Consider the following 20,776-nt stretch of genomic DNA (forward strand, 5'->3'; position numbering starts at 1 on the left):
AGATAAAATATTAATGAAAAAAAAAGTTTATTCATTCTCAAAATATTTCTGATACCAAAGTTCAAAAGTCACCAATTGCCAGATTTTCACACAATCATACTCATTTTTTTGATTGCTCCACCACAGATCAATTACTTCAGCATTGAAAAAATTTCTGTTTTTCAGGCTGTTTAAATGCTCAACGATAAAAGCTCTGACTTTCGGTTCGGTTTTAATAAAATGTGATAACGGAAAAGAAAATCCACGCTTCGGCATTTTTAAAATTTCTGGCGGCAGATACTTTTCAGCAACTTTTCTTAACAATGGCTTATTCTGAATTCCATTATACCGCAATTTTTCAGGTAATGAAGAAACATAATCGATCAGATCATTGCTCAGATAAGGATAACGGAATTCAACGCCATACTTCATCGCACTCAAATCATCTCTGAAAACGTGATGCGAAGAGAGAGAATATTTTATATCATATTCAAAAAGTCCTTGATAATCTTTGCTTTCAGATAATTTCTTGTCGCTTAAATTGGTTCGAATTGAATTAAGAATATTTTTAGTAAAAATAGATTTAGCTTCAACAGGTTTCATTCCAACCTGGCTTTGCCTGAAAAAATCCATCATATCGTCCTGAGAAAAATAGTTTTTCACTTTTCTTGAAAAATCATTATTGGTAAAAATTAAATGACGGATAAAATTGAAATTTCTCATTGATAGCCATTTGTTCAGCTTTAAAGAATGAGAATACCCTGCAAAAAGTTCATCAGCTCCGTTTCCGCTTAAAACAACTTTGAAACCAAGGTTCTTTGCATATTCTGCTGCATTTATCAATACTTCCAGACTGCTGTAAGGTTCTTCAAAATGCTGAATATTTTCTTTTAATTGATCCAAAATTTCATCATCAGAAACTTTCTTTACGTGATGTTCAATATCAATTTTATCAGCTAATAACGAAGCATTTTCAACTTCACTTTCAGAAAACTGATACGAGATGGTGAATGCATTAATATCACCTTTAAATGGTTTGGATTTCGCAGTAATCAATGTAGAATCGATTCCGCCGCTCATCATACTTGTAACAGGAACGTCGGCAAAAAGCTGTTCTTTTACGCTTTCGGAAAGCAATTGATCGACTTTTTCAACTGCTTCAGTTTCTGTAATGTTTTCATTTTTATCAGACGGAAAATTCCAATAAATTTCTTTGGATATTTCTAAATGATGCAAATCTAAACTTAAAAAAGAAGCCGGCTCTAATGAATAGATATTCTGAAAACACGTTTCCGGAGCTAAGGTTGTCTGAAAAAGAAAATTGGTATAAACTCCATTCCAGTTGATTTCCGACTTGATGAATTGATTTTTCAGAATAGATTTTATTTCTGAAGCCCAAACCAAAACATCGTTATTTTTAAAATAAAATAAAGGTTTTAAACCAACTCGATCTCTACCTAAAATAAGTTTCTGTTCGTTTAAATCAACCAAGGCAATCGCAAACATCCCATCGAATTTAGAAAACATTTCCGTTCCCCACTCTTCGTAAGATTTCAGAATAACTTCGGTGTCTGAATGGCTTGTAAACTCATAAGTTAAGTCTTCAAGTTGTTTTCTGATTTTTTTAAAATTATAAATCTCACCGTTGAACGTAATGGTAATTTTTTCATCCTCTGAAAGCATCGGTTGATGGCCTTTTTCCGACAAATCTAAAATCGAAAGTCTACGAAAACCTAAAGCAATTTTTGAAGAAGCTTCATTTAAAAGAGGGAAAGTTCCTTTAATTTTCTGCGTAGAATCATTTCCTGAAAATGATTTCCCATAAAAACCATCAGAAATCCAGAAACCTTCATCATCCGGACCACGGTGACGGATGGCATTATTCATCTCTAATATATTTTTAGAAGAAATTTCTTTCTTAAATGAATAATAACCGCATATTCCGCACATATCTTAAAGTTTTTTAGATTCGTAAAAATACGCAAACATTGGTAAAATACCTGATAAACTGAGACAACCCAAAGTGACATATGAAACGCCCAGTAAACCGTATTGAGGAATGATGAAATATAAACTTAAAGATGTGAGAACCAGCATAAAAATCGAAATCACCAGATTCCAAATCGGTTTTCCGATCGAAGCAAGCATATAGACAAACAAAACTCTGAATAAAAGTGATGCAACAGCTCCTAATAAAAGTATCCTGTATATTCCAATGTCTTTATATTGTGAACCAAAGATTGCCAGAATTTCGTTTTCAAAGAAAAAACCAATTCCTAAAATGAAAATACTCAAGACTGCAAAAAGCTTCCAGTAATTGAAAATGAAATGATATTGATACTTTTTGTCTCTGTGATGCTGACAAAGTTTCGGATATTCGGTCTGCATAAATATGAAACCGAGAACCAAAATGTTCATCGGAATCATTGAACTCACTTTATAGTTTGCCACGTCATGATCATTCATTAGCAATCCGATAAAAAATATATCTAAAATAAAAACAAGCTCGCCAATTTGTGTTGTTAAAGCCGTTGTCCATGAAAACCGCCAGAATTCTTTTGTTGTAAAATCTTCGAAATGAAACTTTTTTAAGGAAAAATTTAATTTAAAATTATAAAAAAAAAGGAAGAACGGAGCAATACATAAACTTGCCATAAAACCTTTCATTCCTAAAAAATAAGTCATCGCAATTCCTAAAACCAAAGCAGAAACTGACAGAAAAATATCCAGTCTGGCGAAAGACTGATTGTCATGCTGAGCTCTGTATTCTGCTTTTTTCTGCTCTACAAGATACATTCCCAAAAAACGAATGCTGAAAAGCGCAATGATTTCGATTTTCGGAATTTCATTCCAATATAAAAATATTGCCGCTAAAAGCATGATTAGAGTAAGAACGCAATTATAAATCAAGCCGTAAGAAAAAGCATATCTGAATAAGTTTCTTTTATGTTCTTGATCTTTTATGACAGATCCAAATCTTAAAACTCCCTGTGAAGCTCCAAAGCCAGAAAAAGCAAGAAAAATCGTCAGAAAGTTTAATCCAAAAGTGACGGCTCCAAAATCTTCTTTCGTTAAAATTCTTGCCACAAAAATAGTAAGCAAAAAAGCAGAAAGCCTTGATATGAGAAGCGATGAACCTACCCAAATTCCTTTTTTTGCTATAAAATCGTGGATAAAAGCTTTCATGATTGCAGAATCTGACGATAGTTTTTATCAAATTTTTCTGAAATCGCTTTTTTACCAAAATTTCTTTCAGCATAATTATGCATTTCTTGAGTGGAAGCTGCTTCAGTTTTATATTGTAAATAATTTTCTATGGCTTTATAAAGACTTTCAGAATCATCTTTTTGAATTAAAACTCCAAATTGATCCGGAAAAAACTCTGAAATTCCACCAACATCAGAACTGAAAACGAATAATCCCGCACTCATCGATTCACTGATAACACAAGGCTGATTTTCATACCTGCTGAATAAAACAAATGCATCGTGATCCCTCATTTTATCGGCAACTTCACGATGTGAAAGCGTGGAGAAATAATTTATTTTTTTGCTTAAATTGTTTTCAGTGATAAAATCAGCGATCGGTTTTGTGTCTCCATCACCGCCAATCGAAAGTTCAAATTCATATCCGTTTTTGTGCAGTTTAAGAAAAACATCCAAAATAGCCGGAATATTTTTCATGTAAGTGAGGCTTGAAATATGGAGAAATTTACCTCTTTTTCCTTCATCATTCCTGATCTTAAAAACATCGGTATCAACAACGTTTGGAATAATCTCCATGGGAGTTTTTACGCCGTTGTTTCTAATTCCTCTTTCCAATCGTTTACAGACAGGCAAAATTTTTGAAGCATTATTTCCAATAATTTTCGCAATATAATTTCCAGTAAAACCCAGAGAATCTAAGGCGTTTTCCTGAAAAGCAGTCCAGTGTTCAGTAATCACATACGGAATATTATATTTTTTCTTCAGATATACTGCAAAAAGCATTGAATTATGCATCACGTTCGCATGAACCACATCAGGTTTCTTCATTTTTAAAAATCCTATCTGATAAGATTTCATACGACGGTAAAAATTCTGAACCGGATTTTTTGAATTTTTATAATATACAATTAAGGTTCTGATTCCATTAACAATATTTTCTTCTACTCTGAATTTTTCTTTCTGGTGGAAATCTCCGATGGAATGCAATATTTCAACATCATTTAAAAGCGCGGCAGCTTCGGCATGACGTTGTACAAAATTTCCGTTTGTAGGTTCTACCTTATTGGGAAACCATGAAGAGATAAACAGTATTTTCAAAAATATTATTTTATAGTAACCGCCCAGCTTTTGTTAAATGGTAAAAGGAAATTCCCTAAAAACTCAAGATAGGTATTTTTAGAAAAGTCGAAAACCTCAATGTCTTTTGATAATTCTCCGCTTCTGATTTTATTTTTGAAATCAATTAATTTCAGTGTTTTTACTTCACCGTTTTCTACAAAACTGGCTTTCATTCTGTCGAATAATCCCAATTGATATTCGGCATCAATTTCTCTCATTATTTTGCCTAAAGCATCAATGCTGCATCCTGAAGCCATTTCTTTCTCTTCATCTACACAGATAATGATAAAATGATTTTTTTCGATTTTAAATGATGAGGAAAGAGGTTTTCCGTGCGCTGCCCAACCTGCTAAAAAGTCGTATAATTTTTCGGTAATTACTTTGGCTTCTTTGGTAGTGAAAGGTCTTGAGGCTGGATATATGATAACTCTGTAATCGTTTGCTTCAACAATATTAGATTCTTCAATTTTCATTTTGCATAAATTAAAGTATAAAATTACGCAATTTTCCTGAGTTTAAAACCATCATATTTTTTGCTTAAAACGTAAAGAAGAACCATAAAAAGTAAAATTACAAATCCTAAAAAAAATCTTAAAGTTCCGCCATCCGGAAAGAAAATAAATTTTATGTAAATATTGACAAAAAATAAAACCGCCAAAGTTCTCATCCATAAGCCTTTTGAAAAATAAAAAATCAAGAAAACCAAAACGGAGGAAATAAGTGTTATTCTTTTAAAATTTATTAATTTAAAAATCAGAATATCCCAATATTGCTTAAATGTGAAATCTGCTTTTTCAGCTGAAATAACAACTCGTCTGGAAATAAAACTGTCATAAAAAACATCCTTCCAACCCGGATAATGATACATTTTTAAGATGAAAATATAAATTGTAACAAGTAAAAAACCTTGCACAACAAGATAATAATTAATTTTTTTCGATTTTTTTAAATATTCATAAATAAAGCGAACAAACAAAAAAGTCAATGCAAATAAAATGTAATCCGGCCGAATTAATACACAGCTCAATAAAAGCACAAATTGTAGTAAGACACTTCTTTTTTGAAGGACACTTATTAGAAAAAGCATCATAAATACCAGCAAAAACATATCGGGTGTCGGATTTTCAGCCATTCCCCGCATCGCAGGAATCCCCATAACGAAGAGTGAAAGAATCGGAGCTATAAAATAATTATCCCGAAAAATATACTTAAGAAAGAAAAACAGAAGAATCCCGGAAACAAAATAAGCAATAATATTGACTAGCAACACAGATGTAGGTGCTGAAAAACCGCATTTATAAAAAACATAAACTGCAGCATTAAAGCCCACTTTTATTTTATAGTAAGGAATTTGTTCAGAAAATGCACTGGAATTTTTTTCGAATACTTTGTTGGGTAAATTAAGACCTACAATATCGTTATAGCTTTTTACAGGAGCTTCACTTTTCATACTTGAATAAGTAAGCTCATGTACTTTTTGAGGATTATCCGGAAAGTCCCAGGAATAGATACTGCCTAAATAACCCGGCAAATCCCAATCGTAAACTCTGTTTTGGTAACAGGAATAAGTAAGAAAACTTAATCCAATGATGAAGAAAAGAAAGGATAAACCCCATTTTAATTTCATATGTAGGTTTTAGTTATTTAAAGGACATATGCAATCGTGGTTCTCTATCATTATTTGCGTTTCCAAATCATGGTGATTTCATACACACAAGATTTATCCTTTCAGAAAAACATTTATAAATCTTCAGCTTCTGCCAAAAGTTCTACAATATCTTTTACTTCCACTTCATTATTTTTATTGAAATGCTTCACTCCGTCTGTTAACATGGTATTACAGAACGGGCAACCCGTTGCAATCACTTTCGGCTCGAATGACAATGCTTCTTCAGTTCTTTCAATGTTGATGTCCTTCTTCCCTTTTTCAGGTTCTTTAAACATTTGTGCTCCACCCGCACCACAACAAAGACCATTCGTCTTGCAACGCTTCATTTCAATTAGTTCAGCATCCAATTTTTCTAAAAGCTCTCTCGGAGCTTCGTACTCTCCATTTGCTCTTCCTAAATAACAAGGATCGTGGAAAGTAATTCTTCTGCCTTTGAAAGTTCCGCCTTCAATTTTCAGTCTGCCCTCATTCATCAATTGTCTTAAGAATTGAGTATGATGAATCACTTCATAATTTCCACCCAGATTAGGGTATTCATTTTTTAAAGTATTAAAACAGTGCGGACAAGCCGTTACGATTTTTTTCACTTCATAAGCATTCAGAACTTCAATGTTCGTCATTGCCATCATCTGAAATACAAATTCGTTTCCTGCACGTTTTGCGGGATCACCGGTGCAGCTTTCTTCCTGACCGAGAACAGCAAATTCAACTCCGATTTTATTTAAAATTTTGCAGAAAGCTTTGGTTATTTTTTTGGCTCTGTCGTCGAAACTTCCGGCACATCCTACCCAGAAAAGAACTTCCGGAGATTTGCCTTCCATTGCGTATTCCGCCATTGTTTTTATATTGAAATCCATATCCGTTTCAAATTTATCAATAGAACAATATAACAGTTTATTAATGATTGTTACATTGCTACATTTTTACATTGTTAGATTAATTAATCATTTGCCCAATTCAGACGATCCGCCTGATTGTATTGCCAAGGTGCGGCGTTGTTTTCTACATTCGTCATCATCAGGTTTAATTCCTGTGGCGCTGCAGATTGTTCCATTACCAAAAATCTTCTCATCTCGAAAATAATGGATAGCGGATCTAAAAGTACCGGACAAGCCTGCGTACAAGCATTACAAGTAGTACAAGCCCAAAGTTCTTCTTTGGTAATATAGTCGTTCAGTAATTTTTTACCATCGTCCTCAAACTTTCCGTTTTTGTCGATATTTCTTCCGACTTCTTCCAAACGGTCTCTGGTTTTCATTAAAATCAATCTCGGAGACAATTTTTTACCCGTAATATTTGCCGGACAAACCGAAGTACATCTTCCACATTCTGTACAAGAATATGCATTCAGTAATTGAACCTGATTCAAATCAAAAACATCTTCTGCACCAAATTTTGAAGGAGCTTCTTCTGCGCCTTCCGCCGGAGCAGCGTAAGGATCTGCATTCGGATCCATCATTAACTTGATTTCTTTGGTAACCGATTCAAGATTATTGAATTTCCCGTACAAATCAAGGTTGGCGTACCAAGTACTCGGAAAAGCAAGAATAATATGTAAATGCTTAGAATAATAAAGATAATTCATGAAGAACAGGATTCCAACAAAGTGAAACCACCAAGCTCCTCTTTCAACAATTTCTAAAAAGATATTATCAAAACTGAAAATCTCTAAAAACGGAACTAAAGTTATCTGACTGATTGGAAAACTTCCGTGTGCTGCCAAAATTCCTCGTTGCTGTAAAATGAAATCTGAAGAATTCATTGTGAAAAAAGCAACCATTAAAGCAAATTCGATAATCAAAATCCAATTTGCATCATTTTTCGGCCATCCGAAAAGCTCTTTCATCGTCAATCTTTTCACGCCATAGAAATTTCTGCGGATAAAGAAAAGCACAACTCCGATAATTACTAAAAGCGCTAAAACTTCTAAAGTTGCCGTGAAAAAATTGTAAAAAGTATGTCCGAAAACTGTTGATAAGAAACGGTGAGTTCCAAAGATACCGTCAACAATAATTTCGATTAATTCAATGTTAATGATGACAAAACCAACATACACGAAAAGGTGGAGAACTCCGGCAATTGGTCTTGCTGTCATTCTGCTTTGTCCCATTGCAACACGAGCCATAGTCTCCCATCGCTCTCCTTTTCTGTCACTTCTGTTGATTTCTCTTCCTAATCTGATGTTTCTGTAGATTTTCAGAAGACTTTTTCCAAATAATCCGAATCCTGCAATCAATAAAATCAGGAATAATACATTATCAAGATACTGCATAAAGTAGTTATTAGTCTTTACTGTTCTTACCGAAAACTGAGAAATTGATGTATCTCTTAGGATTGGCTTTCATATCTTCAATAAGAGAATTTAGGTTTGTAGAAGCAGAATTCAGATTGTTATATAACTGATCGTCTTTCATGATTTTACCTAAACTTCCTTCGCCTTTATCAATTCCGGAAACTACATTATTCAATTTTCCAACTGTCTGGTCTAAATTTGCAATTGTTTGATTCAATTGTTTTGTATCGATACTTTCCGCAAGATTTCCGTATTTATCTAACGTAACTTTACCACTTTTCATGGTGAGACTTGCTTCATCAAGAACTTTCTGAAGTTTTGGATCGTTGTTTCCCACCAATCTGTTCACGCTTCCTGCTGTAGTTTCTAATGCTCCAACGGTTTTATTAAGGTTATGAAGCAAAACTTTGATTTCTTCTCTGTTTTGAGCATTCATCACCTGATTGGCATTGGCCATCAAAGAATCTACTCTGTGTAAAACAGTTTGCAGCTGATCTTTTACGGGACCAACCTGTGAAGAAAGACTGTTCATCATTCCCAATTTGAAAGCACCTTGCAGAGTGTCTCCGTCTTTTGCGATAGGACCACCGTAGAAAAGATTAACTCTCATTTCTTTACCGCCCATCAAGCTAGGTTCGAAAATCTCAAGGTTTGAATTTTTTGAAAATTCAAACTTGTTATCTACGGTAATCTTTACGATAAAATTTAGTTTTCCATCTTTAGCAGTCTTAGGAATGATTTTATCAACCTGTCCTACTTTCAAACCATTGATAGAAACCGGAGAAGATTGCGTTAAACCTTCTACGTTATCATATTTTGCGTAAAATATATTGTCGGTAGTAAAAAGGCTTCTGCCTTTCATAAACTGAAATAAAATCACGAAGCCGATAATGGCCAAAAGCGAGATCAAACCAGCTTTTAATTCTTTACTGAATTTCACTTGTTAAATTTTTTCTAATGTTAGCAAATATAATACATTTAAAATTAATGCATCTCTTTATTCCTCTGCGTTAAATACAAAAAAAACGCCAAAATAATTTTGGCGCTCTTATATTTTTAAAATCAGATTCTTATTGTTGGTTTCCAATCTTACTCCAGATTTCGATTCTATAGTCATCGATATCTGCATTATCTTGTAGACTCTTCAACCAAGACTGACCAAACATTCCTTGGTTTCTCTGAGTAACAGATTCTGTAAACTGTTTTGCATCACCTGGTTGCTTGTTTACTGTTTCGTTTTTCTTAACGATTACATAAACTCCGGTTCCACCTTCAATTGGGTTTGAAGTTTTTCCTTTTGCAATACCAAATGCAGCACCGGCAACTTTAGGTTCCATTGCTCCGGCTACAGAAGGATTAAGCATATTAACCTGTGCAGACTGTTTTGTTGTTGCAAAAGTTTTAGCAACCTGATCTAAACTTCCTGCTTTTCCGATTTTCTCTGCAATCTGTTTTGCAGCCATTTTATTCTGAACCACTGTTTCAATTTGCTCTCTTACAGATTCAGGATCAGCAAGGCCTTTTTCTTGTTTTCCGTTTAGATAAACAACAATTTTATCACCTGTACCTTCCACGGTGAAGAATTCTGTATCGCCTTTTTCTCTTTTCTTATCAAAAGCCCATGCAATAATTTCTCCGTCTTTATCAGTTCCTAAACCTTGCAACTGCCCGTCAAATCTTTTTGCAGTTTTGGCATTAGAATATTGGTAGTTTGATTTTTTAGCAATATTTACAAAATCGTTGAAAGATTTCCCCTGAATCTGCTGGATAAATCTTCTTGCCTTTTTATCAACATCAGCTTCGGTAGCTTCAGAAGGTTTTATTGTTTTCACGATGTGAGCAATTTTATAGCCCATTGCTCCCGATTTTTTATCTTCAATATTGATAATATGGTAACCAAAGTTTGTTTCGGCTAAACCAGTTGTTCCTTTAGGATTATTAGCCAAAAATGCTAAGTATCCCGGAGCAAACTGACTTTGCGGAGTAGTCCAACCCACACTTCCATTTCTTTCAGCAGCACCAGGTTCGTCAGAAAGTTTAAGACCTTCAGCAAATTTTGCAGGATTAGCTTTAATTACAGCCATTAAACTGTCGGCAATTTTTTTAGCCTCTTCTTTTGATCTTGTTGCTGTAGATCTTTCAGCACCTTTATAAGAAATTAAGATGTGATTTGACAATGTAGAATCAGAAGGTTTTTTGTCGATTAATTTAGAAAGTACATAAAGATTCTGTTCTTTGTAAGGACCGAAAACCTGCCCAATTGCAGCAGTTTCAATTTTACCTTTCAGACCTTGAGGCAGTTGGTTGGCCTGAACGTATGCATTATTGTAAGGCATATCTGAATTTGCCATTACAAACATAGAGTCATTTGTAGTATTCTGAAAGTTTTCCTTTCCATCACTTGCATCAGTACCTCCTGAAAAGATTTTTGTAATATCTTTCTGTACTGCAGCTTCGTCAGCAGCACTTGGCAGTGAAGGGAAAAATGCAATTCCTAAGTTTCTGCTTGGTTCAGTTTTGAATTGTACAGGATGTTGATCAATATATTTTTTTAAATCTTCAGTCGAAACTTTGATCTTATTTTTCTGAAGGTAAGAAGCATAATCTACTTTCACGAAATCGATATCAGCAAGCTGATCTCTTTCTTTCATTAATTCTTCAGCCTCTTTTTTACCTGTTGTAATACCTGTAGAAATATTAGCAAAAACCTGTCTTGCCATAATTCTGTACTCAATGGTTTTTTTTGTTTTCAACCATTGGCTGTACGCTTCAGGGTTTGTATTTTGTAAAGTTTCAACTTCTTTTTTCAATTCCTGAAGTTTGAAATTTCCTTTTTCGTCAAACAACTGCTGGTTTTGAGCGAACATCTGATCGTACTGAATTTGATTCCAGAACAAATCATCTGTCATTTCGAAGCCCATTTTTTCAAATTGCTGCTTTACCAATTTTGATTGTACAAGCAATTGCCAAGCCTGCTCTTCAAGTCCTGTTTTTGGTTGCTGTTGTTGCTCAGCTTGCTGCTGCAGTACGAAAAGCTGATCGTTATACTCTTCACGGGTAATTTTCTCACCATTTACTTTTCCTAAAACATCAGGGTTTTTTCCGAAAACCTTATCAATACTGTCAGGATTTACCAAAAAAGCCAAAAGTGCCAATGCGATAACTCCCATCAATAGCCAAGGTTTACTTCTAATCTGTCCTAAAATTGCCATTTTATAAATATAGTTTTTATATCAGTGTGCGAAAATACACATTTTTAAGAAATTACAGAAATATAAGTCGTGTTTTTAATTTTTAAAATTCAAATACTCTTAAAATGGAAATTTTGACCATATTTCTTAGCGATTAAGAAATGGCATTAATCTTGACAAATTTATGCACAGTTCATATATAATGCTTTTCTGAAGCATATTGTGAAATATCATTATAACGAATTTAACTGAAAATGACAATTTGTCATTCGAATTATTATGACAGAATTTGAAGATATAAATTTTGAGGATATTCTTGGCGACGGTTTTAATATTGTTGCCGAAGAAATCAATCTTTCTGACCTGAACGTTGACAACGAAAAAAGCTCAGATCAAGACATATTCCCAATACTTCCGGTAAGAAATATGGTAATGTTCCCGAATGTGGTAATTCCTATTACTGCGGGAAGAAAAACATCAATACAGCTCCTTGAAGAAGCTCAGCAAAACGGTGATTACATTGGTATTGTAAGCCAGAAAAACTCAGACATTGAGCAACCTACCGAAAAAGATCTTTATCAGACAGGAACTTTAGCAAAAATTATTAAAATCATTAAACTTCCTGAAGGAAATATTACCGCAATCACAAAAGGTTTTCACCGATTCAAAATCAAGAAAATCGTAGATTTTAAGCCCTATTTTAAAGCTGAAATCACTAAATTAAAAGACATAAAGGCCAAAAACAAAGAGGAATATGAAGCATTATTGGAAAATGTAAAAGATCTGGCCTTAAAAATTATTGAGCTCGACCCAAACATTCCGAATGCTGCGAATTTTGCGATAAAAAACATCAGTAATAATGACGATTTATTAAATTTCATCAGTACAAATGCCAATTTCCCCTATCCGGAAAAGCAAAAACTTCTGGAGGAAAAAAGCCTGATGCAAAGAGCCAATACGTGCTACGAAATGATGCATGAAGACTTCAGAAAACTGGAGCTGAGAAACCAGATTCATCAGAAAACTTCAAAAGATCTTGATAAACAACAGAGAGAGTACTTCTTAAACCAGCAAATAAGAACAATTCAGGATGAATTGGGTGGCGGTCCGGAAAGTGATGTTGAAGATTTAATTAAAAAAGCTGACACCAAAGACTGGAAACCTGAAGTTGAAGAACATTTCCAAAAGGAAATTAACAGACTTCAACGTCAAAATCCGAATTCACCGGACTATAATGTTCAGAGAAATTATCTGGATTTCTTTACAGATTTACCTTGGGAAACTTTTACAAAAGATACTTTCAATATTGAAAAAGCGCAGAAAGTTTTAGATAAAGCGCATTTTGGCTTGGAAGACATTAAAAAAAGAATTTTAGAACATATGGCTGTTTTAAAATTGAAAAATAATATGAAATCGCCAATTTTATTATTGGTAGGTCCTCCCGGAGTTGGTAAAACTTCTTTAGGAAAATCGGTTGCAGATGCTTTGGGAAGAAAATATGTGCGCGTTTCTCTGGGCGGACTTCATGACGAAAGTGAAATTCGTGGTCACAGAAAAACCTATATCGGCGCAATGGCCGGAAGAATTCTTCAGTCTATTAAAAAAGCAGGAACATCAAATCCTGTGATTGTTTTAGATGAAATCGATAAAGTAGGAAAAGGAATGCACGGCGATCCGAGTTCGGCTTTGCTTGAAGTTCTTGATCCTGAACAAAACAATGCTTTTTATGACAACTTCCTTGAATTGGGCTATGATTTGTCTAAAGTTATGTTTCTGGCAACAGCAAACTCACTTTCTACAATCCAGACGCCGCTGTTAGACAGAATGGAAATCATTCAGATTGCAGGTTATACTCTGGAAGAAAAAATCGAGATTGCAAAGAGACATTTAATAAAAAAACAGCAGGACGAAAATGGTTTGACAGCAAAATCTTTCAAGCTAGGAAATCCTGAACTGAAACACATCATCGAAGCACATACTTCTGAAAGCGGTGTAAGAAGCTTAGAAAAAAGAATTGCCGGAATTGCTCGTTGGGTAGCGTTGCAGACTGCTTTAGTAAAAGAATATGATGCTAAGATTTCCATCAATAAAGTGGATGAAATTTTAGGCGTTCCAAGACCGAAAAGTTTATCTGAGCTTACGGATGTTCCCGGAGTTGTAACCGGTTTGGCGTGGACAAGCGTTGGTGGAGATATTTTATTCATTGAAAGCTTAATCAGTAACGGAAAAGGAAATCTTACGATGACCGGAAACCTGGGAACCGTGATGAAAGAATCTGCAACCATTGCTTTGGAATATATTAAAGCGAAACATGAAGATTTAGGCATCAGCGAAGATGATTTGGAAAAGAAAAACATTCACGTACACGTTCCTGAAGGCGCAACGCCAAAAGACGGACCTTCAGCGGGAATTGCCATGTTAACTTCTATGGTTTCTACATTTAAAAACAAAAAGGTAAGACCTCATCTTGCGATGACCGGAGAAATTACATTACGTGGAAAAGTGCTACCGGTAGGCGGAATCAAAGAGAAATTATTAGCCGCAACAAGAGCAGGAATAAAAGAAGTGATTTTGTGTGAAGCCAACAGAAAAGACGTAGAAGAAATCAAACATGATTACCTGAAAAACCTGAAGGTAAACTATGTAAGCTGGATGAATGAAGTCCTTGAATTAGCTATCGAAAAATAATTTTTTATTCATAAATCTATAACCTCATCGGAAACGGTGAGGTTTTTGTTATGTGTAGAAAAAAACTTTACCATGAACTTTTTTAAACTTCCTTTTCTCCCAAAACTAGCTTTAGCAATCATATCTATTATCGGAATCGGTTATCTTATTCATTTAGGACAGAGCATTTTGGCACCATTCTTTTTAGCATTCTTAATGGCAATGCTTTTTTTACCAATTGCTAATTTTTTAGAACGAAAATTGATGCTTCCAAGGTCAATTTCCACCATTGTTTCGGTGACGATGCTGCTGGTTATTTTAACGGGAATGATGTTCTTTTTCGGGTCACAGATTTCAAGTTTCAGCAGAGATATTCCGCATTTAACGAAACAGTTTAATTTGGTATTTCATAATCTGCAGACCTGGGTTTCGCATACTTTCAATGTGAAAATAGATGAGCAACTTGATTATTTAGATCAAGGTTTAAGCAAACTTTTATCTTCATCAGGAGTGATTTTAGGATTTACTTTCGGAATTTTTTCTTCAAGCTTGGGATTTTTGGCATTTTTCATTTTATTTTTCATTTTTATATTAAATTACAGAAGGATTTTAAACAACTTCATCGTTAATGTTTTCAATGAAAAACATAAAGCGAGCGTTCAGGAAGTAGTATCAGAAGTCAGAATTATGACGAAAAGATATATTATCGGATTGTGCCTTCAGGTAATTATAGTTTCTGTTCTTACAACAATAGTTCTAACTATTTTAGGCGTAAAATATGCCATTTTATTAGGCGTTTTAACAGGCTTACTTAACGTTATTCCTTACATCGGAATTTGTATTTCGCTAATTATTTCATGTTTTATCGCATTTGCTACGGGAAGCATCTCAACCTGCATTTATGTCGCGATCGGCTATGTGATCGTTCATGTGATTGATGGAAATATTGTTCTTCCATTTGTGGTTGGTTCAAAAGTAAAAATCAACGCATTATTTTCTTTTATCGGAATTCTTGTAGGCGAACATCTTTGGGGGATTTCAGGTATGTTTCTGTGCATTCCTGCAATTGCTATTATTAAAATTATTTTTGAAAGAGTGGAAGGTTTACAACCTTGGGGAAAACTTCTCGGTGAAGATGAAAAACCAAACAAGAAAAAGAAAAGCTACAAGATTTCTAAGAATATTACTTTGAAGGAAATGGATTAGGACATTAGCAATGAGCAATTTTTGATGAATTTTAATTTTTAATATTTTTCGAACAATGAATTGAAATTTTATTTAAATTTAATAAAAATTCAATTTCATGAAAATTATCAAATTCATTATCAGTCTTTTATTCGGATTAATGTTTATCAATGCAGGGTTAGATAAATTTCTACATTATATGCCAATGCCAAAACTTACTCCGGAGCAAATGAAAATTTTCGACGCATTTAATCAATTGCACTGGCTAATGCCATTAGTCGGAGCCGTTGAAGTGATTGGGGGGTTACTATTTATTTTCCCAAAAACCAGAGCTTTAGGAGCAATAGTAATTTTGCCGGTAATGGTCGGAATTGTTCTTCACGTATTCACAATAGACAAATCCCAAATGGGAATGTCGATTGCAGGAGTTCTTTTCCTTATCAATATTTGGATGATTATCGATAATAAAGACAAATATAAAGCTTTGTTGAAATAGAAAAAGTCAATGGTCAATAGTGAATTTTGCTTCGCAAGTGAATATTTAAAAATTGACAAGCAAAGCGAATTAACAATTGACCATTCACATTATCTTATACAAACGCACTGAATCCGGTAATAGAACGACCAACAATCAGTGAATTGATTTCTTTCGTTCCTTCGTAAGAATAAATTGCTTCTGCATCGGCAACGAATCTTGCAACATCATATTCAAGTAAAATTCCGTTTCCGCCCATTACTTCTCGTGCTCTCGAAACGACATCTCTCGTTCTCATGGTACAGAAAACTTTCGCTAACGAAGCGTGTTCGTCTTTTAAAATTCCTTCATCCTGCATTTCAGAAAGCCGGAAAACCATTGTTTGCATAGCCGTTAAATTAGAAAGCATCTCTACCAAATGCCCCTGAATCATTTGAAAAGAAGCAATAGGCTTTCCAAATTGTTCCCGTGTTCTTGTATACTGCAAAGCGCTTTCGTAAGCTCCTCTTGCGCAACCTGTCGCCATCCAGGCAACTCCGGCTCTTGTCATTCTCAAAACTTTCGCAGTGTCTTTAAATGAATTGGCATTCTGAAGACGGTTTTCTTCTGTAACCAAGCAATCTTTTAAAGTAATCAGTCCATTCTGAACGATCCTTAATGCCATTTTTCCTTTTATTTTTTCCACTGAAAACCCGGGATTATCTTTTTCAACGATAAAACCTTTTACTTCGCCGTCATCTAAATCTCTTGCCCAAATAATAATTATGTCGGCAAAAGTGGCATTTCCAATCCATTTTTTTTCTCCGTTTAAAATCCAGCCTTCAGGAGTTTTTTTGCAGGTAACCGTTAATCCTCCCGCTGCTCCGGAACCCACTTCCGGCTCTGTCAAACCAAAAGCTCCTATTTTTTCGAACTTCTGCATTTGAGGAAGCCATTTTTGTTTTTGTTCTTCCGAGCCGCAAATGTATATCGAACCCATCGCCAAACCAGACTGTACACCAAAAAATGTTGCGATGGATGCATCAATTCTAGCCATTTCCATAGCAATGACACCTTCCATTAAAAAAGGCATTCCCTTGCAGCCGTATCCTTCATATGTTACTCCGCAAATATCTAATTTTTGGAATTTAGGAATTAATTCATGCGGAAATTCGTCTCTCAACCAGTAATGATTCACCAGAGGTTTTACTTCTTTTTCCATAAACGCTCTTACTTTCAGCTGAACTTCTCTTTGCTCAGGAGTCAAAGTGTGGTAAATGTCGTAAAAATCGCCATCAATAGGCGGAAGCTCTTTCTTTTTCTTATTCGGATCGAGCATTTTCATCATTCCTTTGAGCTGTTTCTCATCAAGTTTGGAAAAATTCTCCATCAATTTTGGAAGATTTACTTTTTGAGAAATTTCCCCGAGCTGATCAAAATCAATTGATTTAAATAATTCTATAGCGTTTCTGATTTTAGAAAAAGTTTTAGACATATTATTTGAGATTTAATTTTGTAAATCATCAGCAAAAATCAATCCGAAATACCACTCGCACAACTTAGAAAGCTTTACAATTAACTGTATTGCAGCTATTTAAATTCAATTATTTATTTACAAAATGTTTACCTCAAATATTCAAATATTACAAAACATTCTGATGGAACTTTGGTTTAAGCAAAAACATTAAAATCAAATATTATGAAAACGACCTACATCAAATTATGTATTGCAACAGCAATTTTTTTAGGAATTTACTCCTGTAAAAAAGGTGAAACAATAACAAGTGACTACGCCTTATCGACATCTACAGATTCGGTTTCGGTAAATATTTCCGACAGTGTTTCATCAGTTGCAACGATGACAATGAAAGAAAAACAATTTATCAAAACTGCCAATGTGAATATGGAAGTAAAAGATGTTTATGATGCAACAATTTCTATCGAAAAATCGGTTCAGGAATTGGGAGGATTCGTTACAAACAGTAATTTACATAGCAGAGTAATTTCTGAAGAAACTTACAACACTTCCGACGAAAACGCAACGCTTGTAAAAAAATATCAGACTGAAAATTCTATGCAGGTAAGAGTTCCCACCGAAAAATTAGGTGAACTTTTAACATTAATTAATGATAAAAAACTTTTCCTGAATTCAAGAATTATCAGTGCAGAAGATGTGACTTCAAGCATTAAATATGCTGAAATGGAAGGTAAAAGAATAAAGAAAACCGGAGAAAATATCTCTGAGCTTAAAACCACAAAAGACAAAGTGAAATTGAGTGATCAAAATATGTCCGAAAACAACCTACAACAACTCGCTAATCTTGATGTAACAGATCATTTAAAATACAGTACCGTTGATATTTATATAAAAGAACCCAAACTTCGAATTGCCGAAATCGCAGTGACAAACTCTACAAATATTGATAATAAATATAAATTTGATTTCTTTTACAGTGCAAAAAACGCTTTTATAGAAGGATATTATTTAATTCAAAGACTTATTATCGGACTGATTGTAATCTGGCCATTATTAATAATTGGCGGTGTGGTATTTTACTTTTACCGAAAAAACAAATCTAATAAAGAGATAATTAAAACTTCTGAAAAATAAATGGCAATCTAACCTTCTGGTTATCTATATATACTTTTGAACCTCTGCTTTTTGCAGAGGTTTTATTTTTACCGCCATTATTTTAGTTAAATCGATTTTTAATTCACAATTAACATCATTGCACGAAAATTCCGTAAATTTGCAAATCATAATTTAACAACACGGATTTTATCGAAATTTATTCTAATTTTTATTAAAAATTCTTTACAAACTTTAAATATGCTATCTAAAATAAATCCTACACAAACCAACAGCTGGAAAACACTTGATGAACATTTCGGGGACAACGATTTTGAACTGAGAAGTCTTTTTCAATATAATCCGAACCGTTTTGAAGAGTTTTCAATTAAAAAAGACAATTTTTTATTTGATTATTCTAAAAATTTAATTGATGCGAAAACAAAAGAATTATTGTTAAATCTTGCAGAAGAATGTCAGTTGAAGGATGCTATTTCTAAAATGTTTTCAGGTGATAAAATCAACGAAACAGAAGGAAGAGCGGTTTTGCATACAGCTTTAAGAGATTTTTCTGATAAAGAGATCTTGGTTGACGGTGAAAACATAAAACCTCAGATCAAAAGAGTTTTAGATCACATGAAGTCTTTTTCTGAAAGCATAATTTCAGGAAATCATAAAGGTTTTAGCGGAAAGGAAATTACAGATATTGTGAATATCGGGATTGGAGGTTCCGATTTGGGCCCCGTAATGATAGTTTCTGCTTTAAAACATTTTAAAACAAGATTAAATGTACATTTTGTTTCTAATGTAGACGGAAATCATATTGCTGAAGTAGTAAAAAACTTAAACCCTGAAACCACTTTATTCATAATTGCTTCCAAAACTTTTACGACCCAGGAAACAATGACCAATGCCAATTCTGCGAAAGACTGGTTTTTAAAAGCCGGAAAACAGGAAGACGTAGCAAAGCATTTTGTAGCTTTATCAACTAACGTTCAAGCCGTTAAAGACTTCGGAATTGCAGAAGAAAACATCTTCGAATTCTGGGATTGGGTTGGCGGAAGATATTCTTTGTGGAGTGCGATTGGTTTGAGTATAGTACTTGCAGTTGGTTATGAAAATTTTGAGCAATTGTTAAAAGGTGCTGAAAATACAGACCAACATTTCCAAACTGCAGATTTTTCTGAAAACATTCCTGTTTTGATGGGACTTTTAGGAATCTGGTATCGTAATTTTTACGCAGCTACAACGCATGCAATTCTTCCATATTCTCAATATTTAGACAGATTCGCAGCCTATCTTCAACAAGGTGATATGGAAAGCAACGGAAAATGTGTCGACAGAAACGGTGAGTTTGTAGAATATGAAACGGGACCAATTATTTGGGGCGAACCTGGAACCAACGGACAACACGCATTCTATCAGCTGATTCACCAGGGAACAGAATTAATTCCTGCGGATTTTATTGCCTACGCAAAAAGCCCGAATAAAGTTTCTGATCATCAGGATAAATTATTAGCCAATTTTTTCGCTCAGACAGAAGCATTGGCTTTTGGTAAAAATGAAGAAGAAGTGGAAACAGAATTACAAGCTTCAGGAAAATCTGAGGAAGAAATCGACTTCTTATTAAATTATAAAGTCTTCCACGGAAATACGCCAACTAACTCAATAATTTTCAATGAATTAACTCCCTTTTCATTAGGTCAATTAATTGCTTTATATGAGCATAAAATTTTCGTTCAGGGTGTAATTTGGAATATTTTCAGTTTCGATCAGTTCGGTGTGGAGTTAGGAAAGGTTTTAGCCAATAAAATCCTTCCAGAACTTGAAAATAATGAGACAGTTAGCTCCCACGATTCTTCAACAAACGGGTTGATTAATTATTATAAATCGAATAAATAATTCTTGCGGATTTTCATTAATTTTGATAAAAATAAAAGATATGAGTACCATTACAATACATCTGAAAAATAAGGAAGAAGAAACCTTAATGGAGAATCTTTTAAAAAAAATGAAAATCAGCTTTGAAAAAAACGAGGAAGACTTTGAATTAACGGAAGAAATGAAAAGGGTGATTGATAATGCTTTACAACAAGACAGATCACAGTTTGTAGATGCATTCGAATCTCTAAAGGAAATTTCAGAAAAATATGGCATTTAAAATTTTAGTTTCTCCCATTGCAAACAATAATATTGATGAAGCCATTAAATATTATAAACTGCAATCTCAATCTGCAGCTAAAAGTTTTAGGAAGAAATTATTTGATGCTTATAAATCTTTACAAATAAATCCTTTTTTTGCAGTTAAATATAGAGATGTAAGAGCAATTCCTTTAAAGAAACTGCCTTATTTAGTTTTATTTGATGTTGATGAAAAAGAAAACATTGTAAATATCCTCTCTGTTTTCTGCACCCATCAGAATCCAGAAAAATATCCTTAAAAT

General features: G+C 33.9%; 17 protein-coding genes. 7 read left to right on the forward strand and 10 right to left on the reverse strand.

The features are described 5' to 3' along the window. Positions 1 to 27 precede the first annotated feature (27 nt). The 9 genes from asnB to ACOOWA_RS15190 form a co-directional block, all read right to left on the reverse strand. Positions 28 to 1,929 carry an asparagine synthase (glutamine-hydrolyzing) gene (asnB, locus tag ACOOWA_RS15150; RefSeq protein ID WP_421376490.1) on the reverse strand — a complete coding sequence of 634 codons (1,902 nt, stop codon included), beginning with the start codon at positions 1,927 to 1,929 and terminating at the stop codon, positions 28 to 30. Positions 1,930 to 1,932: 3 nt separating this feature from the next. Next, positions 1,933 to 3,165 (reverse strand): oligosaccharide flippase family protein, encoded by a 1,233-nt coding sequence (locus ACOOWA_RS15155; RefSeq protein WP_421376492.1) that lies wholly within the window; start codon positions 3,163 to 3,165, stop codon positions 1,933 to 1,935. Continuing rightward, positions 3,162 to 4,283, reverse strand: a complete 1,122-nt coding sequence (locus ACOOWA_RS15160; protein WP_421376494.1) for a glycosyltransferase — start codon at positions 4,281 to 4,283, stop codon at positions 3,162 to 3,164. The genes ACOOWA_RS15155 and ACOOWA_RS15160 overlap by 4 nt, the downstream gene beginning before the upstream one ends. A gap of 5 nt (positions 4,284 to 4,288) precedes the next feature. Next, positions 4,289 to 4,777, reverse strand: coding sequence for a hypothetical protein (locus tag ACOOWA_RS15165; protein WP_421376495.1), 489 nt, complete (start codon positions 4,775 to 4,777; stop codon positions 4,289 to 4,291). A 23-nt stretch (positions 4,778 to 4,800) separates the two neighbouring features. Continuing rightward, positions 4,801 to 5,931 carry a hypothetical protein gene (locus tag ACOOWA_RS15170; protein ID WP_421376497.1) on the reverse strand — a complete coding sequence of 377 codons (1,131 nt, stop codon included), beginning with the start codon at positions 5,929 to 5,931 and terminating at the stop codon, positions 4,801 to 4,803. A gap of 113 nt (positions 5,932 to 6,044) precedes the next feature. Continuing rightward, positions 6,045 to 6,830, reverse strand: a complete 786-nt coding sequence (locus ACOOWA_RS15175) for a (Fe-S)-binding protein (RefSeq protein ID WP_421376498.1) — start codon at positions 6,828 to 6,830, stop codon at positions 6,045 to 6,047. A gap of 83 nt (positions 6,831 to 6,913) precedes the next feature. After that, complete coding sequence (locus tag ACOOWA_RS15180; RefSeq protein ID WP_421376500.1) at positions 6,914 to 8,245, reverse strand: 4Fe-4S dicluster domain-containing protein; 1,332 nt, start codon at positions 8,243 to 8,245, stop codon at positions 6,914 to 6,916. A 10-nt stretch (positions 8,246 to 8,255) separates the two neighbouring features. Next, positions 8,256 to 9,206, reverse strand: coding sequence for an MlaD family protein (locus ACOOWA_RS15185; RefSeq protein ID WP_421376502.1), 951 nt, complete (start codon positions 9,204 to 9,206; stop codon positions 8,256 to 8,258). A gap of 130 nt (positions 9,207 to 9,336) precedes the next feature. Continuing rightward, a complete protein-coding gene (locus ACOOWA_RS15190) occupies positions 9,337 to 11,478 on the reverse strand; it encodes a peptidylprolyl isomerase (RefSeq protein ID WP_421376504.1) in 2,142 nt (713 codons plus the stop codon). Positions 11,479 to 11,736: 258 nt separating this feature from the next. On the opposite strand from ACOOWA_RS15190, the gene lon reads away from it, so the two are divergent. The 3 genes from lon (at position 11,737) to ACOOWA_RS15205 (ending at position 15,805) form a co-directional block, all read left to right on the forward strand. Continuing rightward, a complete protein-coding gene (gene lon, locus ACOOWA_RS15195) occupies positions 11,737 to 14,145 on the forward strand; it encodes an endopeptidase La (RefSeq protein ID WP_421376506.1) in 2,409 nt (802 codons plus the stop codon). A 72-nt stretch (positions 14,146 to 14,217) separates the two neighbouring features. Next, positions 14,218 to 15,330 carry an AI-2E family transporter gene (locus ACOOWA_RS15200; RefSeq protein ID WP_421376507.1) on the forward strand — a complete coding sequence of 371 codons (1,113 nt, stop codon included), beginning with the start codon at positions 14,218 to 14,220 and terminating at the stop codon, positions 15,328 to 15,330. Between the two features lie 97 nt (positions 15,331 to 15,427). Further along, entirely contained in the window at positions 15,428 to 15,805 is a 378-nt protein-coding gene (locus ACOOWA_RS15205) for a MauE/DoxX family redox-associated membrane protein (protein WP_421376509.1), read from the forward strand. A 94-nt stretch (positions 15,806 to 15,899) separates the two neighbouring features. Here ACOOWA_RS15205 and ACOOWA_RS15210 read toward each other — a convergent pair whose 3' ends face one another. After that, positions 15,900 to 17,258, reverse strand: a complete 1,359-nt coding sequence (locus tag ACOOWA_RS15210) for an acyl-CoA dehydrogenase family protein (protein ID WP_421376511.1) — start codon at positions 17,256 to 17,258, stop codon at positions 15,900 to 15,902. 204 nt (positions 17,259 to 17,462) lie between these two features. Between ACOOWA_RS15210 and ACOOWA_RS15215 the strand changes: the two genes are divergently transcribed. The 4 genes from ACOOWA_RS15215 (at position 17,463) to ACOOWA_RS15230 (ending at position 20,773) form a co-directional block, all read left to right on the forward strand. After that, positions 17,463 to 18,374 carry a DUF4349 domain-containing protein gene (locus tag ACOOWA_RS15215; protein ID WP_421376513.1) on the forward strand — a complete coding sequence of 304 codons (912 nt, stop codon included), beginning with the start codon at positions 17,463 to 17,465 and terminating at the stop codon, positions 18,372 to 18,374. A gap of 219 nt (positions 18,375 to 18,593) precedes the next feature. After that, complete coding sequence (gene pgi / locus ACOOWA_RS15220) at positions 18,594 to 20,234, forward strand: glucose-6-phosphate isomerase (RefSeq protein ID WP_421376515.1); 1,641 nt, start codon at positions 18,594 to 18,596, stop codon at positions 20,232 to 20,234. A 40-nt stretch (positions 20,235 to 20,274) separates the two neighbouring features. After that, positions 20,275 to 20,493, forward strand: coding sequence for a hypothetical protein (locus ACOOWA_RS15225; protein ID WP_421376517.1), 219 nt, complete (start codon positions 20,275 to 20,277; stop codon positions 20,491 to 20,493). After that, entirely contained in the window at positions 20,483 to 20,773 is a 291-nt protein-coding gene (locus tag ACOOWA_RS15230; protein ID WP_421376519.1) for a type II toxin-antitoxin system RelE/ParE family toxin, read from the forward strand. Before ACOOWA_RS15225 ends, ACOOWA_RS15230 begins: the two co-directional genes overlap by 11 nt. The last annotated feature ends 3 nt before the right edge of the window (positions 20,774 to 20,776 follow it).

Source organism: Chryseobacterium sp. GP-SGM7 (genome assembly GCF_049166575.1).
In the GTDB taxonomy this organism is placed as follows: Bacteria; Bacteroidota; Bacteroidia; order Flavobacteriales; family Weeksellaceae; genus Chryseobacterium.

What these genes read in the sequence shown, in the direction of transcription:
- pgi (WP_421376515.1), top strand. Translation starts at nt 18,594, where the DNA reads ATGCTATCTAAAATAAATCCTACACAAACCAACAGCTGGAAAACACTT.
- ACOOWA_RS15210 (WP_421376511.1), bottom strand. Translation starts at nt 17,258, where the DNA reads ATGTCTAAAACTTTTTCTAAAATCAGAAACGCTATAGAATTATTTAAA.
- ACOOWA_RS15205 (WP_421376509.1), top strand. Translation starts at nt 15,428, where the DNA reads ATGAAAATTATCAAATTCATTATCAGTCTTTTATTCGGATTAATGTTT.
- asnB (WP_421376490.1), bottom strand. Translation starts at nt 1,929, where the DNA reads ATGTGCGGAATATGCGGTTATTATTCATTTAAGAAAGAAATTTCTTCT.
- ACOOWA_RS15175 (WP_421376498.1), bottom strand. Translation starts at nt 6,830, where the DNA reads ATGGATTTCAATATAAAAACAATGGCGGAATACGCAATGGAAGGCAAA.
- ACOOWA_RS15155 (WP_421376492.1), bottom strand. Translation starts at nt 3,165, where the DNA reads ATGAAAGCTTTTATCCACGATTTTATAGCAAAAAAAGGAATTTGGGTA.
- ACOOWA_RS15200 (WP_421376507.1), top strand. Translation starts at nt 14,218, where the DNA reads ATGAACTTTTTTAAACTTCCTTTTCTCCCAAAACTAGCTTTAGCAATC.
- ACOOWA_RS15225 (WP_421376517.1), top strand. Translation starts at nt 20,275, where the DNA reads ATGAGTACCATTACAATACATCTGAAAAATAAGGAAGAAGAAACCTTA.
- ACOOWA_RS15190 (WP_421376504.1), bottom strand. Translation starts at nt 11,478, where the DNA reads ATGGCAATTTTAGGACAGATTAGAAGTAAACCTTGGCTATTGATGGGA.
- ACOOWA_RS15230 (WP_421376519.1), top strand. Translation starts at nt 20,483, where the DNA reads ATGGCATTTAAAATTTTAGTTTCTCCCATTGCAAACAATAATATTGAT.
- ACOOWA_RS15215 (WP_421376513.1), top strand. Translation starts at nt 17,463, where the DNA reads ATGAAAACGACCTACATCAAATTATGTATTGCAACAGCAATTTTTTTA.
- lon (WP_421376506.1), top strand. Translation starts at nt 11,737, where the DNA reads ATGACAGAATTTGAAGATATAAATTTTGAGGATATTCTTGGCGACGGT.
- ACOOWA_RS15180 (WP_421376500.1), bottom strand. Translation starts at nt 8,245, where the DNA reads ATGCAGTATCTTGATAATGTATTATTCCTGATTTTATTGATTGCAGGA.
- ACOOWA_RS15165 (WP_421376495.1), bottom strand. Translation starts at nt 4,777, where the DNA reads ATGAAAATTGAAGAATCTAATATTGTTGAAGCAAACGATTACAGAGTT.
- ACOOWA_RS15170 (WP_421376497.1), bottom strand. Translation starts at nt 5,931, where the DNA reads ATGAAATTAAAATGGGGTTTATCCTTTCTTTTCTTCATCATTGGATTA.